The sequence below is a fragment of the Labrys sp. E2SS-1L genome, from assembly GCF_057073705.1.
In genome coordinates this window covers 2,957,733-2,973,094 of record NZ_CP172712.1, presented here as the reverse complement: position 1 = coordinate 2,973,094, position 15,362 = coordinate 2,957,733, and the positions used below count along the sequence as shown (strand labels likewise).

Here is a 15,362-nt window from a genome sequence, read left to right as displayed (position 1 = left end):
ATAGCGCCTCGGGATCGGCTATCCCGTCACGCCAAAGGCAAAGCGCATGCGAATGACGCGCTTTGCTGCACGATTGCCAGCGCTTCGTCGCTAAGGCGGGAAGTTGTCGCCGCCCCGGCCGAGCACCATCAGATCAGGCTAGATAGCCCCTTCCAGCGTCTTGCGATAGAGCTTGAGGGCACCGGCCTTGGTGAGCGTGACGGGATTGCCGCCGGCGGTCGGATCCTTCGGAGCCATCTTCGACATCAGGTCGAATTTCTGGTCGTCGACCTTGAGGCCGGCGAGGGTATGCGGCACGCCGAGTTCCTCGCGCAGCGCCAGCGTCCAGTCGAGGAAGGCCGAATAGCGCGGCTTCAGCCCGATATAGGCGGCGAGGCGCTCGATCTTCTCCTTCACCGCCTTTTTGTTGAAGGCGATGACATAGGGCATGAACACCGCATTGGTCAGGCCGTGATGGGTGTCGTAAAGCGCGCCAACCGGATGGGAGAGCGCGTGGATGGCCCCGAGCCCCTTCTGGAAAGCGGTGGCGCCGATCGCCGCCGCCGACATCATGTGGGCACGGGCTTCGAGATCCGTGCCGTCCTTATAGGCACGCGGGAGGAACTCCTTGACCAGGCGCACGCCCTCCACCGCCATGCCCTCGGCCATCGGATGATAGAAGGGCGAGCAATAGGCTTCCAGGCAATGGGCCAGCGCATCGAGACCCGTACCGGCGGTGATGTGCTTGGGCATGCCCACCGTGAGCTCGGGATCGCAGATCACCACCTTGGGCATCATCAGGGGGTGGAAGATCACCTTCTTGGTGTGGGTCTTCTCCTGGGTGATCACCCCTGCCCGGCCGACTTCCGAACCGGTGCCGGCCGTGGTCGGCACGGCGACGATCGGCACGATGCCGCTGGGATCGGCCCGGGTCCACCAGTCGCCGATATCCTCGAAGTCCCACATCGGCCGCTTCTGGCCGGCCATGAAGGCGATGACCTTGCCGGCATCGAGACCGGAGCCCCCACCGAATGCGACGACGCCGTCATGCCCGCCCTTGCGCAGCACTTCCAGGCCCGCATAGACGTTCGATTCGACCGGATTCGGCTTCACGTCCGAAAAGATGGCGGCATGCAGCCCGGCCGCCCTCAGACTCTCCAGCGCGTCCTTGGTCATCTTCTGGGTGGCGAGGAAGGGATCGGTCACCAGCAGCGGCGCGGTGATGCCGGCGCTCTTGCAGGCTTCCGCCAGTTCCGAGATGCGGCCGGCGCCGAAACGGATGGCGGTGGGGTAGCTCCAATTGGCGCGGGGAGACGTGGTGGTCATGGGCAGGGTCCAGAAAATGGGGGCGGGTCTTCAGAGCCGCCATTGGCGAGATGAAGGCGGGTCTGAAGACCCGCCCTCCGATCACAGGTTGCGCAAGTGATAGCTCTTGGGTTGGGTCAGCGAGTCATAGCCGAGCCGCGACAGGCCTGTGCCGCGGCCGGTATCCTTCACGCCGGTCCAGGTCAGGCCGGGGTCGAGATAATCGCAACGGTTCATGAAGATGGTGCCCGTCTCGATCTCGCCACCGATACGCTCGGCCGCGTCGAGGTCCTGGGTCCAGATCGCCGCCGTGAGGCCATAGGGCGAGTCATTCATCAGGGCGACGGCCTCTTCGTCGGACTTCACCTTCATGATGCCGACGACGGGACCGAAGCTCTCTTCCATCATCACCGACATCGAATGGTCGACATTGGTGAGAACCTGCGGGGCGAGATAGGCCGTGCCGGTGGCGTTGGCCGCAAACTTCGACGTATCGATATGGGCCTTGGCGCCCTTGGCAAGGGCCTCGGCCGTCTGCTTGCGCACCCAGTCGGCGAAGCGGACATTGGCCATCGGGCCGAGCGTCGTCCCCTCCTCGAGCGGGTTGCCGAGCACATATTGGCTGGTGAGACTGGTGAAGCCGTCGACGAAGCGATCGTAATGGCTCTCATGCACATAGATGCGCTCGATGCCGCAGCAGCACTGGCCCGAATTGAAGAAGGCACCGTCCACCAGGTTTTCGATCGCATGCTCGACATTGGCGTCGGCGCGCACATAGGCTGGGTCTTTGCCGCCGAGTTCGAGTGCCAGCGTCATGAAGGTGCCGGCAGCGGCCTTCTCGATGGCGCGGCCGCCTGCGACGGAACCGGTGAAGTTGGTGTGGTCGACCAGCCCCTTGGCCAGGATGTCGCTGGTCTGCTCATGGGTGAGCACCAGGTTCTGGAAAACCCCCTTGGGCAGGCCTGCCGCGTCCATCGCCTTCTGGAAGCGCTCTCCCACCAGGATGGTCTGCGCCGCATGCTTGAGGATCACGGCGTTGCCGGCGATCAGCGCCGGGGCGACCGTGTTGACCGCGGTCATGAAGGGGTAGTTCCAGGGCGCCACCACGAAGACCAGGCCGAGCGGCTCGCGCTTGATCATGCGCTTGAAGCCGGGGCGGTCATCGTCGGGGATGGTGGGAGCCAGGCTGTCCTTGGCAATGCGCACCATGTAGCGCACGCGCTCCTCGAAGCCGCGGAATTCGCCGCCATAGCGTACCGGCCGGCCCATCTGCTGGGCGAGTTCGGGCACGACTTCCTGGTTCATCGCCAGCATGGCGTCGAGGAACTTCAGGACATAGGCGCTACGCTCCTCGATGGAGAGCCGGCGCCATTCCTTCTGGGCCTTGCGGGCCGCGGCCAGCGCCGCGTCGATCTCGGCGGCACTGGCGGCCGGGCGACGCACCAGCTCCTTGCCGTCGATGGGAGAGATACAGACGATGTCGGACATGATTGAGAACCTCGAAAATGCTGGTCGTCCCGGACGCGATGCGGCGCGAAGAGTCGCTTCGCAGATCCGGGACCGCCAGCCGAATGAGACATAACTGACGGGCGGTCCCGGATCTGCATCGCATCATTTCATGCTGCAATGCGTCCGGGATGACCTGTCTTTGTGATCACATCTAGATGATTTCGAAATAGCGTTCCAGCTGCCAATCCGAAATCGTCCGGCGGAATTCACGCTCCTCCCATTCGCGGGTGGCGGCATAGTGCTCGACGAAGGCATCGCCGAACAAGGACCGCGCCGCCTTGGAAGCCTTGAGGCGCTGCGCCGCGTCCCACAGCGAGCGCGGCAGCTGCCTCGCCTTCGGGAATTTCTTGTCATAGGCCGAGCCCTGCACGGGCGCGTCGGGCTCGATACGGTTCTCGATGCCCCACAGGCCCGATCCGATCGCCGCCGCCAGCGCGATGTAGGGATTGATGTCGGCAGCGGCCACGCGATACTCGACCCGCTGGGACTTTTCGGAGCCGGGAATGACGCGCAGGGCGCAGGTGCGGTTCTCCACGCCCCAGCTTGCATCGGTCGGGGCCCAGAAGCCCGGGATCAGCCGGGTGTAGGAATTCACCGTGCAGGCGATCATCGCCAGCAATTCGGGCATCAGCGCCTGCTGGCCACCAACGAACCAGCGCATCTCGTCCGACATCGCATGCGGCTTGGAGGGATCGTAGAATGCCCCTTTGCCCGTCTTCAGATGGGAGAGCGAGGCGTGCAGATGCCCCGATTGGCCCGGCCAATCATGCGACCACTTGGCCATGAAGGTCGCCATCCAGCCGCGCTTCTGCGCCAGGATCTTGGTATAGGTCTTGAACAGGGCGGCCTTGTCGGCCATGGCCAGGGCCTCATCGACCTTGAGCGCTGCCTCGAGCACACCGGGGCCGGTCTCGGTGTGCAGCCCCTCGATCTCCATGTCCATCTCCCGGCACATCTGCAGGAGATCCTGGTAGAAATCGGCATGCACGCCGGCGCGCAGCATGGAGTAGCCGAAAAAGCCAGGCGTGATGTTGTTCAGATTGCGGAAGCGCTTCTCGCGCACGCTGTGCGGGGTCTCGTCGAAGACGAAGAACTCGAACTCCGCGGCGGCCGAGACCTTGTAGCCCATGTCGGCGGCACGCTTGAGCACCCGGCGCAGCGTGCCGCGCGGACAATAGCTCTCGGCCTCACCCGCAAATTCGCCGATGAAGAGCGGCATGCCGTCTTCCAGCGGGATGACGCGCATGGTCTCGGGCAGGAAGCGGGCCTCGGCATCGCGATAGCCATTGTGCCAACCGGCGAACGAGGTGTTGTCATAGAGCTGGTCGTTGGAATCCCAGCCGAGCACCACGTTGCAGAAGCCGAAGCCCTTTTCGAGAGCACTCTCGAACTTCTCGCGAGCCATGTATTTGCCGCGGAAGACGCCGTCTATGTCGAAGACACCGACTTTCACATCGGAAAATCCGTGCTCGCGCACATAGGCGATCGCCTCGGCCGCATTGGTTGGTCTCGCTGGGTTCGCCATGATCCGCTAGTTCCGTCTCTCTAGATTATTCTTGGTGGATGGTTCGGTGCACTGGATTGGCCGGCCCCGGCTGCGACCAGGGCCGGCTGTCGTCGTGTTTAGGTGCTCTGGCCGACCGCCTTCTCGGCCTCGGCGATCTCGCTGGCGCGCCTGGCGATGTCACCGCCGATCGGCGGGCCCTTGAACCGGCGCGCCTCGATGCCGAACCACAACACCAGCAGCAACACCAGCAGGCCGATGGCATAGTTGATCAGGATATCGAAGGGCGGCTGGATGCCGGCATACATCAGGACGAGCACGCCGAGCACGGCGATCGCGCCGAGAGGTTTGGACCAGATGCCGAGGCGGAAGGGTCCGAACTCGGTCCAGGTCTTGCCCTCCGCCAACAGGCCGGCAGCGATCGGCATGGCATAGGAGACATAGAGGAACAGCGCGCAGCCCGCTGCAAGCGCCGCGAAGGCCGGCGAATAGAGCGTCGCGGCGACCGAGAGCACCGCTCCGAGCCAGATCGCCGCCACCGGGGTGCGCCAGGTCGGGCTCACGCCCTTCCAGATGCCGGAAGCCGGCAGGCCGCCGTCACGGGCAAAGGCATAGATCATGCGCGAGGTCGAGGTCAGGCCGGCCAGGGCACAGATGAAATTGGCCAGCACGATGCCGATGGCCAGGATGTCCTTGAGCAGGCCCGGCGCGGGCAGGTTGTTGAACAGGTTGAACCAGCCGGCGCCGCCGTCCTTGGCGGTCTGGGCCAGGTCCGGGCTGGCCAGCACGAAGGACACCGCCATCGCAAAGCCGAACACCAGCGACCAGAACACCGAATGGATCATGCCTCTGGGCACGGCCACGCGGGCATTCTGGGTTTCCTCGGAGGTGTGCGCCGAGGCATCGAAGCCGGTGATGGTGTAGAGCGGGTAGAGCAGGCCGACCAGGAAGGCGATGAAGGCAGGCCGTGCCTCGGGCACGTAATTGCCGCCCGGATCACCCGTATTGTTCACGAAGGTGGTGAGACGCGAAAAGTCCCAACCGGCGCCCCAACCCAGGAAAGTCAGGGTCAGCACCACGGCAATCACCAGGATGAGATAGCCCGAGAAGTCGGTCAGCAGCGTGGTGAGCTTGATGCCGAAATGATTGATCAAGGCCTGGGTCAGCGTGATCAGGCTAACCGCAACGACCTGCGCGGTATAGGCAGAACTGTTGATTGCCGTTGCCTGTTCGGCCGTCATGCCCGACGGCAGCGGGTCGGTGGTGACAGCGGTCCAAGCCGTTACGTCGACATGGAAGACGCCCGAAAGCACCAGGTCCCTGAACAGCAGCCAGACGCCGACATTGACCGATGCGACCACGAAGATCAGACCGAGAAGGTTGATCCACGCCGTTGCCCAGCCCCAGCCACGACCGCCGAGAATCGAGGACCAGTGATAGAGGCCGCCCGCCGTGGGATAGGCCGAACCGATCTGCCCGAGACAGGCCGCGACAACAAGGGCGAAGACACCGCCGATGACCCAGCCGATCGTCGCCTCGAAGCCGGAGCCGGTCCCCATTGCCAGCGGAAACGAGGTGATGCCGCCCGCCAGGATGCAGATGATGGAAAAGGAAATCGCAAAATTCGAAAAGCCGCCCATGCGGCGCGCCAATTCCTGCGCGTACCCCATGGAATGGAGGACTTTGACGTCCTCGTCAGTCGATCCACTCATAGAAAGTCCCCCGACTTATGGTCCAGGATCGGTCGACATTGGACCGATAGCCATTGGACCGATGGATATTGCCTTTCACACTGCTGTCGTTTCCGGCCGGCGCTCCGGCTCTCTCATTTTGGCGAATCGTCCCCCGGCAGGCCGATCTGCTTCAAGATGGTAGCAAGTTTCATGCCCCATTCTTCCTGCTGTTTCGGCGTCGCCAGGAGATCGTTGCGGATTTCGATCATCACGCTGGGAAGGCCCTGGCTTTGGCCATGGCGATCGAGCGTGTGATAGACGCGATCCCCCGGGCTGTAGGGCTCGTTGACCCCGACCACGAGATCCGGGTCCTCGCGCAGAGCTGTAATCATCGGTCCCGACAGGCTCTCGTCGCGATCGAAGAGAATGCCGACATGCCAGGGGCGCTGGGTGCCGTTATAGACCGGCGTGAAGCTGTGAATACCGATGACGGCGGCCGGTCCGTCCAGCCGCTTGGCCACCACCGCGGCGGCAACCCCGGCATGGAAGGGTTCATAAACCTCATGCACCCGCCGCGCGCGCTCGACCTCGCTGAGATCCACATTGCCGGGAATGATCGTGTCCTCGCTCTTCAGGGCAATGGCATCGAAGACCGAAGGATCGCGGTTGCAGTCGATCACGAGGCGACTGACGGCGCAGGAGACCAGCGGCGCATCGAGTTCGCGTGCCATCGCACGGGCAACCCCGAGGGCACCGGGATCCCAGGCGATATGGCGTTGCAGGTCGGCGTCGGACAGGCCGAGCTTGCCATAACGCGCAGGAACGAAGTTGGAGGCGTGCTCGCAGACGAGGACATAGGCTCCCCTACCCCGACCATTGTCCAGGATAGCGGTTTCGGGCTGGGTTTCCCCTTCCGATGTCCCTCCGGCGGCTCTCTCGGCGAGCGATTCTAACATTCATTACGTCCGAGCTTGTTTTTGTATTGAGTGTTATTTTGAGTACAGCCGTAGCCGACTTGTCAATTGTGAAAATTGTGTCCACCTTCCACTCTCGCTTTTCCAGAGGGAGTCGCCTGATGACCAAAAGCCCAGACGCGGCGGCCACGGCAAGCGATGAGACCTTGGCGACGACCATCCGCGGCAAGCTCGGCTCGCTGACCCCCACGGAGCGCCGCGCCGCCCATGTCCTCTTGTCGAACTATCCGTTCGCAGGCCTTGAAACCGTTGCGCAATTTGCCTCGCGCGCCGGCATCTCCGCGCCCTCGATCCTGCGTTTCATCGCGCGGCTCGGCTTCGGCGCCTATGCCGATTTCCAGCGTCATCTCAAGGACGAGCTCGAAGCGCAGTTGCAGTCGCCGCTGATGAAGCAGGCGCCGGAGCAGGCCAACGCATCTCCACTCTCCGCCTTCGCCGCCGCAGTGGTCGCCAACATCACCCACAGCTTCGAGGCGATGGCGCCGACCGAGTTCGATGCGATTCTTGCGATCATCACCGACACCAAGCGCCGGCTGCATGTCGTCGGCGGCCGCCTCACCGAGGCCGTCGCGCTCTATACCGTGCGCCATCTCAGGGTCATCCGTCCCGACGTCACGCTGGTGGAGGGACAGGCGGCGACCTGGCGCGATCAGGTCATCGATTTCGGCAAGCGCGACGTGCTGATCGTCTTCGATATCCGGCGCTACCAGGACGATGTCATCCTGCTGGCCCAGGAGGCCACCGAACGCGGCGCCACCATCATCCTGTTCACCGATCAGTGGCTGTCGCCGATCGCCCGTTTTGCCCGCCATGTCATTTCGGCGCGCACGGGGGTGCCGTCGAACTGGGACTCGAACGCGGCGATCCTGGCGATCATCGAGGCCCTGATGGCCGCCGCCACCAAGACGCTGTGGGACCTCTCCAAGGCTCGCATGGAAGCCCTGGAGATCCTGCGCAAGAACAGCCAGCGCCCGGTTTAGCCCTTGACCGCACCGGCCGTCAGCGAGCGTCCGATATAGCGATAGGCCAGCAGGCTGAGCAGCAAGGGCGGCAGCACGGAGAGGATCATTACCGCCGCCGCCGTGCCCCATTGCACCCCGCCACCGCTCGCGGCGAAGAAGAACGAAGCCCCGACGGTGATCGGTACGGCGCTCTGCGTCGTCAGCATCAGGCCGAACAGGAATTCGTTCCAGGCATAGATGAAGGCGAGGATCAGCGAGGAGGCGATGGCCGGGGCGGTCAAGGGCAGCACCACTCGCCACAGCACATAGAAGGTGCTGGCACCATCGACCAGCGCGGCTTCCTCGATCTCGATCGGCAGGTCCCTGACGGCATTGGCGACCAGCACCAGCACCAAAGGCAAATTGACGAGACACAGGATCAGGGCGAGCCCGAAGCGGGTGTCGAGCAAGGCCAGGCGCTGATAGATCAGATAGATCGGGATGGAGAAGATGATCAGCGGAATGGCGCGCAGATTGGTCACGCCGGGCAGCAGCCAGCGCTGGCCGATGCCATGGCGTACGATGGCATAGGCTGCCGGAAAACTGAGCAGAATCGCAAAAAGCGAGCCCAGTGAGGCGGCAATCAGGCTGTTGAGCAGATAGTGCGCGATATCGAAGCGATCGGATATCTCGAACACCTTGGTGAAATTCGCCAAGGTCGGTGCCTCGATCAGCAAGGACGGATTCTCGGCAATCTCCGCTTCGCTCTTGAAGGCCGCGACCAGGGTGGCGATCAGCGGAAAGTTCAGCGCGAAGGCCGCGAGAAGAAAGACGATCCAGCGCAGCAGGGTGAGAAACCGTGTCATGCGCGGCGCTCCGCCAGCTTCATCAATCCCGCCACCACGACGTAGGACATGATCAGCAGGATCAGGGATGCTGCCACGGCAACCCCGATATTGCTGCCACGGAAGAAGGCTTCGTAGATGTAGATGCTGATAGTGGTGGTGCTGCCGCCGGACCCGCTGCCGGTGAGGACATAGACATTGTCGAAGACCCGGAAGCTGTCGATGAAGCGGAAGAAGAAGGTGATGGCGATGGTCGGCGCCATATAGGGCAGATCGATCCAGCGCAGCCGTCGGAAATAGCCCGCACCGTCGATGGCCGCCGCCTCCCTGATCTCGATGGGGATTGCCTGATAGGCCGAATAGAGGATCAGCAGGGCAAAGGGCGTCCACTGCAGCACCTCGATGGTCACCAGCGTGGCGAAGGCATTGTCCGGGCTGAGGAAAGCCGGGCTGTCACCGGTGAACAACAGGAAATAATAGGGGATCACGCCGACGAATTCCTGCAGCACCAGGCGATACATCAGGCCGACCAGGGCCGGGGCCAACATCATCGGCAGCATCAGGACGGCCATCAGCCAGGGGCGCTTGGCCAAGAGCGGGCTGAGAAAGATAGCGAGGAACAGGCCGAGCAGGATCTGGGCAATCGAGGCGGCCAGGGCAAATTTCAGGGAAAAGCCCATGGCCTTCCAGAATGCACCGTCCTGGAGCACCGTGAGGAAATTGCCAAAGCCCTGCAGGCTCGGGCTGCGCAAGGTCTCGAAGGTCACTTTCGAGAGCGCATAGATGATGTCGATGCATAGCGGCAGCGCCACCAGAAAGATCAGGAATCCGGTGATCGGAGCGATGAGCAGATAGGGTGTCTTGCTCTTGGCGAGCGCCATCAGGCTGTCTCCGGCAGATGATAGCAAGTCTCGAGAATATCGACAAAAGCCCGCCACATAGGTGCACACCTCTATCACCAAGGTCGCACCGCCCCTCACCTTACCTCTCCCCGTAGAAACGGGGCGAGGGAGCGCAGGCGTCGCGATCGGTCCCCGAACCTCCCATCTCGCCCAGCGGTTGGGCGAGATAAGATCGCTGCACGATGGAACGCGCCATCGAAGTCCCCTCGCCCCGTTTCTACGGGGAGAGGTAAGGTGAGGGGCGGTGCGATCTTGGTGGCAGGAGGTGAGTATTTACCAGCGGCAGGACAATTGCCTATTTCTTCAACAATTCCTGCATCTTGGCGGCCGTTTCCTTCAGTACCGTATCAAGGTCGACCTGTCCCGCCCAATAGCCGGTGAAGTTCTTGGCCTGGGTCTCATAGACCTGCAGGGCGCCGGCCGAAGTGCCGCCCGTCATCACGAAACCATATTGCCCGGCGAAGTCGCCGATCTTGGCGAGATCCGGCCGTTTCGGCAGCGCAGCAGTGAGACTGTTGTCGAGTGCCGGCGAACCGCCCGCCTCGGCATAGATCTTCATCGCCTCGGCTCCCGCGAGCCAGTTCAGGAACTTGACGGCTCCCTCCTTATGGGTCGAAGCCTTGTTGAGGCCGAAGCCGAGGCCGTGAATATGGGTGGTGCGTCCCTCGGGTCCCTTGGGTGGAGCCAGCGCGTCGATCTTGCCCGCCACCACGGCATTCTTGGCCGGATTGTCGAGATCAGCCGCGGCAGCGTTCCATTGCAGCATGGTGGCGACCTGCCCGGCGCCGAAGGCGGCATTGGCCTCGGCATATTCGTAGGACAGCGAATCCTTGGGGCTGGCGCCAGCATCGTAGAGCTTCTTGTAGAGCTCCAGGCTGGTGCGGTAGGCGGGCGAGTCCACCGTGATCTTGCCTGTGGCGTCCTGCCAATCGGCGCCGTAGGAGCGCGCCATGGTCTGGAACACCATCATGTTGAACAGAAGGTTCTTCATCTGCAGCACGGTGCCGTAGCGCGTCGGGCTGGCCCGATTGATGCTCTTGGTGAAAAACAGGGCCGTGGCTGCATAGTCGTCCCAGGTCCACTCCTCCGGCTTCACCGGCTGCAGCGGCTTGCCGAGATATTTCTGGGCGATCTCGCCATAGGTCTTCTTCCAGCCGTCATCGGCCAGGAGCTTTTCCATCAAGTCCTTGCGCACATACATGAAATGCAAGGACAGGTCCGTCGGCACCCCATATTGCTTGCCGTCGAACTGCATGGTCTTCAGCACCTTCTCGCCGAAGACCTTGGCGCTGTCGGCGGGCAGGTCCACCGGCTGCATGAAGGGCGCATATTTGCCGAGCGAATAGGTGGCGACCAGGTTGAGATCGAATTCGGTCGAGCCGGCGGCGAGGTCCGCCTGCAGCTTGTCCCAGAACCCTTCGCGGTTGAAGAAGATCAGCTTGACCTTGTCAGCCTCGGCAAGGCCGGAGCGTTCGTTGTAGGCCTTGGCGGTCGCCCGCAGGGCCGTCTCCTCCGGCCCGCCCGGCCAGCCGAGGACGGTGACCTCGGCCAGGGCGCTGGTGCTGCCCGCCAGCACCAGCGCCAGACCGGCCAGCAGCGCCCTGCATCTGTTCCTTCGGCCTCGTTTCAGCTCAAACATGATCCACCTCCGGTGCGCTTTCTGGTTATGGGTCGACGAGATCGGCCACGCCGATCAGTCCCGCTTCGGCGCCGAGCGCGGCAGCGCGGAATTCGGGACGGTATTGGGAAGGGAGCGCCGCGGCGTGGCTGTGCAGCCGGTCAAGGAAACCTTCGGCCAGGCCGAGACCGCCGCCGATGATGAAGCAATCCGGATCGACCAGCATCTGCAGGGAGCGCGCGGCACGAACCAACGGGAGCATCGCGCCGTCGATCAGGGATTCGGCGCGAGCATCGCCGGCCCGCGCAGCCGCCAGCAGGGCCGGCGGGTCGGGCCACTGCCCGCTGCCGCCCGCCAATCGCGCCAGGGCAGAGCCGGCGGCGACATCCTCCAATCGCTGCTCGCCTGCCATGAGATCGGTCAGGATCTGGCCGACATGCCCGGCCAGGCCGTTGCGGCCGGTCAGCAGGCGCCCGCCCAGGACAAGGCCACCGCCGACGCCCGTCGATACCGTCATGAACACCATGTCGGCGCCCTGCCCGGCACCGAAGCGATATTCGCCCCAGGCGGCGGCCTGGGCATCGTTGACCGCGGTGACGGGCACGCCCAGGCGCTCAATGAGAACCTCCACGAGAGGATAACCATCCGGCACCGGCAGGATGGCCGGGTTCAGCGCCGACCAGCGGCCGCCTGCAATCCGACCGGTGACGGCGATGCCGGCCGCGGCAAAGCGTCCGCGCCAATCGGCGATGCTCGCGACGACGGCATCGAGCCAGGCTTGCGGACCACTTTCGCGGGCGGTTTCGACACGGCGCTGCGCCAGGACCCTGTTACCGTCGACCAAGGCCGAGAGCGTCTTGGTGCCGCCGATGTCGATCGCAAGGACAAGCCGTCGCTGCATGGGCGTTCCTAGGAGGATGGGGCGGAGGGCGACTTGACCGCCTCGACGAACCAACTCGTGATATGCTCGGGGCGCGTGATGGCGGACCCGACCACCACGGCATCGGCGCCGGCCTGACGCGCAGCCTGCACCTGGGCCAGCGTGCGATAGCGCCCCTCGGCGAAAACCGGCCTGCCGAGCGCCGCGGCCTGGCGCACGAGATCGATATCCGGCTCCTCCGGCACCGGCCCGCCGACATAGCCGGACAGGGTGGTGCCGATCACGGATGCCCCTGCTTCCACAGCCGCGGTGGCATCCGCCAAGCCGGCGCAATCGGCCATGGATTGACGTCCGGCGGCATGGATGGCGGCGATCATCGCCGGCACAGGGACGGGGCGCGAGCGCTGCGTGGCATCGAATGCGATGATGTCGGCACCGGCTTCCGCCAGGTCCGTGACGTCCGTCAGTAGAGGCGTGATGAACACGGGTGTGTCTGCCTCGGCCCGTTTGATCAGGCCGATGACCGGCAGCGACGTCGCCGCCCGCACGGCCCGGACATTGGCCAGCCCTTCGATGCGCAAGGCCGCGGCGCCACCCGCCACGGCGGCCAGTGCGAAGCCGACGACGATCTCGGTCCGGTCCATGGCGCCGCCGATCACCGGCTGGCAGGACACGATCAATCCGTCGAGCGCTCGTTCAACTGCGGATGCCACCCAATGCTCCTCGCTTGCTGATGAGGAAGCCTGACATCAATAGGACCAGAATGCAACCTGTTTAATACCAGTTGCGAGGGCGTTTATGGATCAGCTGCCGCGACGAGCCAGTTCGACCATGAAATCATAGGCATCGCCGCGATAACGGCTGCGGGTCAGTTCGACCACCCGCCCGTTTTCAAGCGAGCAGCGACGCTCCATTTCGAGAATGGGCGCTCCCGTCTCGATCTCGAGCAGGCGCGCCTCGTGGGCGGTCGCCACATCGGCCCTGACCCGCTGGAGCGCGCGCACCGGCTGGCAGCCGCGCCGCTCGAGCGTCACATAGAGCGACCCCTCGATCAGATCCGGGTTCGGCAGGAACTCTGCCGGCAAGACCGAATATTCGATCGCTATCGGGACGCGATCCGCCAGCCGGAGCCGGTGCAGGCGGCACACCCCTGCCCCCGGCGAGAGCCCCAGGGCCATGGCTTCGGTCGTGTCGGCCACACCGACCTCGCGGCGCAGCCAGGTTGTGCCGGGCACGCGGCCGCGCGCCTCCATATCTTCGGAGAAGCTGGTAAACACCGTCATCGGCTTTTCCAGGCGCAGCGCTACGCTGGTCCGCGCCCCGTGACGCTGAACCAGCAACCGCTCCTCGACCAGCCCCTTGATGGCATTACGCACGGTCACGCGCGACAGATCGAGGCGCTGGGCCAGTTCACGTTCGCCCGGGATCATGGCGCCCGCCGGAACGATTCCCTCCGAGATGGCGCTCCGCAGGGCCTCCTGCAGGCGTCGATAGAGCGCGGTCGGGCTTTCTGTTTCCAGGCGTCCCTTGCGTTGCAGATGATCGATCAGCCGCTCGACCTCCGCGCTTTCTGCCGGTTCGGAGCGGCCGGCATTCTGGTCGGGAGAGAAGGAAGAAGACATGCGGCACCAGACATTTTCAGGCAAAGGCGCCCTGCGGCTCAGTGGACTGACCAGGAGACGCAAGGGCACGGCATTACAAAAACACCAGGCAAAGCAGCCTTTCCGCCTGTACCCGCCTTGCTCGAATGGGCGGGATCGCAAAGGCACGTTCACATCGCCGCCACGCAAAGGAGGAACGTCGTTCTTGCCTGACTCGGCCTCTGTCTAACACGCAATCTCGATTGACGCATCGGCGACGAGAAAAGGCCGGTCAGCATGGCTGCCCGGCCCGGTAGGTCCTGAAACCGCATGGAAGAACAGATTTCGTGCTCGAAAAGCCGGAAGTCGGCTTGGACTCAATAGGCCAGCGCCGGTGCCAGTCTCGGCGCCGCCTGCACGGCCGCCCGGCGCAAGCCCCAACGCAGCAAGGCGCCCGCGGCGGCGAAGCTCGCCGGATCATCGGCCACACCGCCTCCCGCGGTGGCCGCGTCCTCGAGCAGGGTCAGCCCGACGATGACCACCGCGCCGACGATGGCAACCGTCGCCTTGCCCCAATGGATGCCCGACGAGGATTCCGGAGTAGGTGCAGGCTTCCGGTCGGTGTGCACCGGCTGGGGGCGCCACACCCGCGTTGCATCGGGAACCGGACGATAGCTCGGCGCCAGTACCGGCTCGGGCAGCGGCGGGCGCAAATGCTGGTCCGGCTTCAGCTCGATCTCGACCTTGAACTCGCTGGCGACATAGACGTAGTCGCGGATTCGCCCGGTCATACGCGGATAGGTCAGGGTGGCCTTGAGCACCGGTTCGCCCGCGCTCGATATGCCCGCAGAGAACTGGGCGCCCGGCGAATGGGCATTCGCGCGCAAGGTGAGCTGGCATTCATAGGTGACGCTGTTGGACTTGCGGTCCCAGCTCAACTTGCCGCCGGACACCAGTTCGCCGAGCACGGTCGAGGTCTGCTGGCGCGCCTGCGACTCGAGCCCCTTATTGCTGTAGACGAGAAGCGGCACCTTGTCGGTCGGCTGCAGGAAGATCGCCCCCTTCAGCTTGACCTTGGCCGAGAAGCCATTGCCCTTGATCTCGATGATCGGCAGGTCGTCGAGCTGATAGCCGAAACCGAAATTGTTCGCCGGCGTCCTGGCCGCCGGGTTGCTGCCAGCATCGGGCTGAGTGCGCGTATGGGAATGGGACGGAGTCGTGCCGCCCCTTGTCGGAGTGGGGGCGGGCGTGGGTGAGCTGGGTGCGGGCGGATTGGCGGGTTGTGGCTTCGCCGTCGGAGCCGGGCCTGTCGACGTACCGCGCAGAACCACGCGACGATGCTGCTTCGGCAGGTAGATCACCGCTCCAGCTTTGATGAGATCGGGATTGACGATGCCGTGTCCGGTCTTGGCGACGATGGCCGGCCCATTGTTGTAGGCATAGATCTCCGGCCAGCGCACCGGATTGCCATAGTAACGGCCGGCGATTCCCCACAAGGTATCGCCTTGCTTGATCACGTAACGCCCTGCCTGCACGATGCCTCTCCCGGAAAATGGTTTTCTGCCAATGGTTGGAATGTGCTGCGCCCGAGGCTAGGCTTGCTTCTTGACAGGAATATTATGGTTCCGGGTGAAAAATCTTGTCCTAGGTCA

11 protein-coding genes and 1 pseudogene are annotated in these 15,362 nt (G+C 64.0%); 1 reads left to right on the top strand and 11 read right to left on the bottom strand.

All coding sequences use genetic code 11. The annotated features are described in order from the left end of the window. Nucleotides 1–138: 138 nt before the first annotated feature. The 5 genes from ACIGJE_RS13655 to ACIGJE_RS13635 all read right to left on the bottom strand — a co-directional run bounded on the left by ACIGJE_RS13655 (nucleotide 139) and on the right by ACIGJE_RS13635 (nucleotide 6,926). Nucleotides 139–1,305: an iron-containing alcohol dehydrogenase gene (locus ACIGJE_RS13655; protein WP_367625725.1), complete on the bottom strand. Its 1,167-nt coding sequence runs from the start codon at nucleotides 1,303–1,305 to the stop codon at nucleotides 139–141. Between the two features lie 81 nt (nucleotides 1,306–1,386). Next, nucleotides 1,387–2,772, bottom strand: a complete 1,386-nt coding sequence (locus tag ACIGJE_RS13650) for an aldehyde dehydrogenase family protein (RefSeq protein ID WP_415086641.1) — start codon at nucleotides 2,770–2,772, stop codon at nucleotides 1,387–1,389. Between the two features lie 172 nt (nucleotides 2,773–2,944). Further along, nucleotides 2,945–4,318: a glutamine synthetase family protein gene (locus ACIGJE_RS13645; protein WP_311934417.1), complete on the bottom strand. Its 1,374-nt coding sequence runs from the start codon at nucleotides 4,316–4,318 to the stop codon at nucleotides 2,945–2,947. Nucleotides 4,319–4,416: 98 nt separating this feature from the next. Continuing rightward, nucleotides 4,417–6,009: an amino acid permease gene (locus ACIGJE_RS13640; RefSeq protein ID WP_483677698.1), complete on the bottom strand. Its 1,593-nt coding sequence runs from the start codon at nucleotides 6,007–6,009 to the stop codon at nucleotides 4,417–4,419. Between the two features lie 113 nt (nucleotides 6,010–6,122). Then, nucleotides 6,123–6,926: an N-formylglutamate amidohydrolase gene (locus tag ACIGJE_RS13635; RefSeq protein WP_483677696.1), complete on the bottom strand. Its 804-nt coding sequence runs from the start codon at nucleotides 6,924–6,926 to the stop codon at nucleotides 6,123–6,125. Between the two features lie 119 nt (nucleotides 6,927–7,045). Between ACIGJE_RS13635 and ACIGJE_RS13630 the strand changes: the two genes are divergently transcribed. Further along, a complete protein-coding gene (locus ACIGJE_RS13630; RefSeq protein ID WP_311934414.1) occupies nucleotides 7,046–7,924 on the top strand; it encodes a MurR/RpiR family transcriptional regulator in 879 nt (292 codons plus the stop codon). Here the strand turns inward: ACIGJE_RS13630 and ACIGJE_RS13625 are convergent. From ACIGJE_RS13625 to ACIGJE_RS13600, 6 genes and pseudogenes are all read right to left on the bottom strand, one after another. Next, nucleotides 7,921–8,751: a carbohydrate ABC transporter permease gene (locus ACIGJE_RS13625; protein ID WP_483677694.1), complete on the bottom strand. Its 831-nt coding sequence runs from the start codon at nucleotides 8,749–8,751 to the stop codon at nucleotides 7,921–7,923. The genes ACIGJE_RS13630 and ACIGJE_RS13625 overlap by 4 nt on opposite strands. After that, on the bottom strand, nucleotides 8,748–9,611 hold the full coding sequence (locus tag ACIGJE_RS13620) for a carbohydrate ABC transporter permease (protein WP_311934412.1): 864 nt from the start codon (nucleotides 9,609–9,611) through the stop codon (nucleotides 8,748–8,750). Before ACIGJE_RS13620 ends, ACIGJE_RS13625 begins: the two co-directional genes overlap by 4 nt. A gap of 316 nt (nucleotides 9,612–9,927) precedes the next feature. Beyond that, nucleotides 9,928–11,271: an extracellular solute-binding protein gene (locus tag ACIGJE_RS13615; RefSeq protein WP_483677692.1), complete on the bottom strand. Its 1,344-nt coding sequence runs from the start codon at nucleotides 11,269–11,271 to the stop codon at nucleotides 9,928–9,930. Between the two features lie 25 nt (nucleotides 11,272–11,296). Beyond that, nucleotides 11,297–12,843: pseudogene (locus ACIGJE_RS13610) on the bottom strand (putative N-acetylmannosamine-6-phosphate 2-epimerase). 90 nt (nucleotides 12,844–12,933) lie between these two features. Next, nucleotides 12,934–13,752, bottom strand: a complete 819-nt coding sequence (locus ACIGJE_RS13605) for a GntR family transcriptional regulator (protein ID WP_483677690.1) — start codon at nucleotides 13,750–13,752, stop codon at nucleotides 12,934–12,936. Nucleotides 13,753–14,087: 335 nt separating this feature from the next. Then, nucleotides 14,088–15,245 (bottom strand): LysM peptidoglycan-binding domain-containing protein, encoded by a 1,158-nt coding sequence (locus ACIGJE_RS13600; protein ID WP_483677688.1) that lies wholly within the window; start codon nucleotides 15,243–15,245, stop codon nucleotides 14,088–14,090. Nucleotides 15,246–15,362 lie beyond the last annotated feature (117 nt).

Coding starts and splice junctions, on each gene's coding strand:
- ACIGJE_RS13655 (WP_367625725.1), bottom strand. CDS start 1,305: ATGACCACCACGTCTCCCCGCGCCAATTGGAGCTACCCCACCGCCATC.
- ACIGJE_RS13635 (WP_483677696.1), bottom strand. CDS start 6,926: ATGTTAGAATCGCTCGCCGAGAGAGCCGCCGGAGGGACATCGGAAGGG.
- ACIGJE_RS13640 (WP_483677698.1), bottom strand. CDS start 6,009: ATGAGTGGATCGACTGACGAGGACGTCAAAGTCCTCCATTCCATGGGG.
- ACIGJE_RS13645 (WP_311934417.1), bottom strand. CDS start 4,318: ATGGCGAACCCAGCGAGACCAACCAATGCGGCCGAGGCGATCGCCTAT.
- ACIGJE_RS13615 (WP_483677692.1), bottom strand. CDS start 11,271: ATGTTTGAGCTGAAACGAGGCCGAAGGAACAGATGCAGGGCGCTGCTG.
- ACIGJE_RS13620 (WP_311934412.1), bottom strand. CDS start 9,611: ATGGCGCTCGCCAAGAGCAAGACACCCTATCTGCTCATCGCTCCGATC.
- ACIGJE_RS13625 (WP_483677694.1), bottom strand. CDS start 8,751: ATGACACGGTTTCTCACCCTGCTGCGCTGGATCGTCTTTCTTCTCGCG.
- ACIGJE_RS13630 (WP_311934414.1), top strand. CDS start 7,046: ATGACCAAAAGCCCAGACGCGGCGGCCACGGCAAGCGATGAGACCTTG.
- ACIGJE_RS13650 (WP_415086641.1), bottom strand. CDS start 2,772: ATGTCCGACATCGTCTGTATCTCTCCCATCGACGGCAAGGAGCTGGTG.
- ACIGJE_RS13605 (WP_483677690.1), bottom strand. CDS start 13,752: ATGTCTTCTTCCTTCTCTCCCGACCAGAATGCCGGCCGCTCCGAACCG.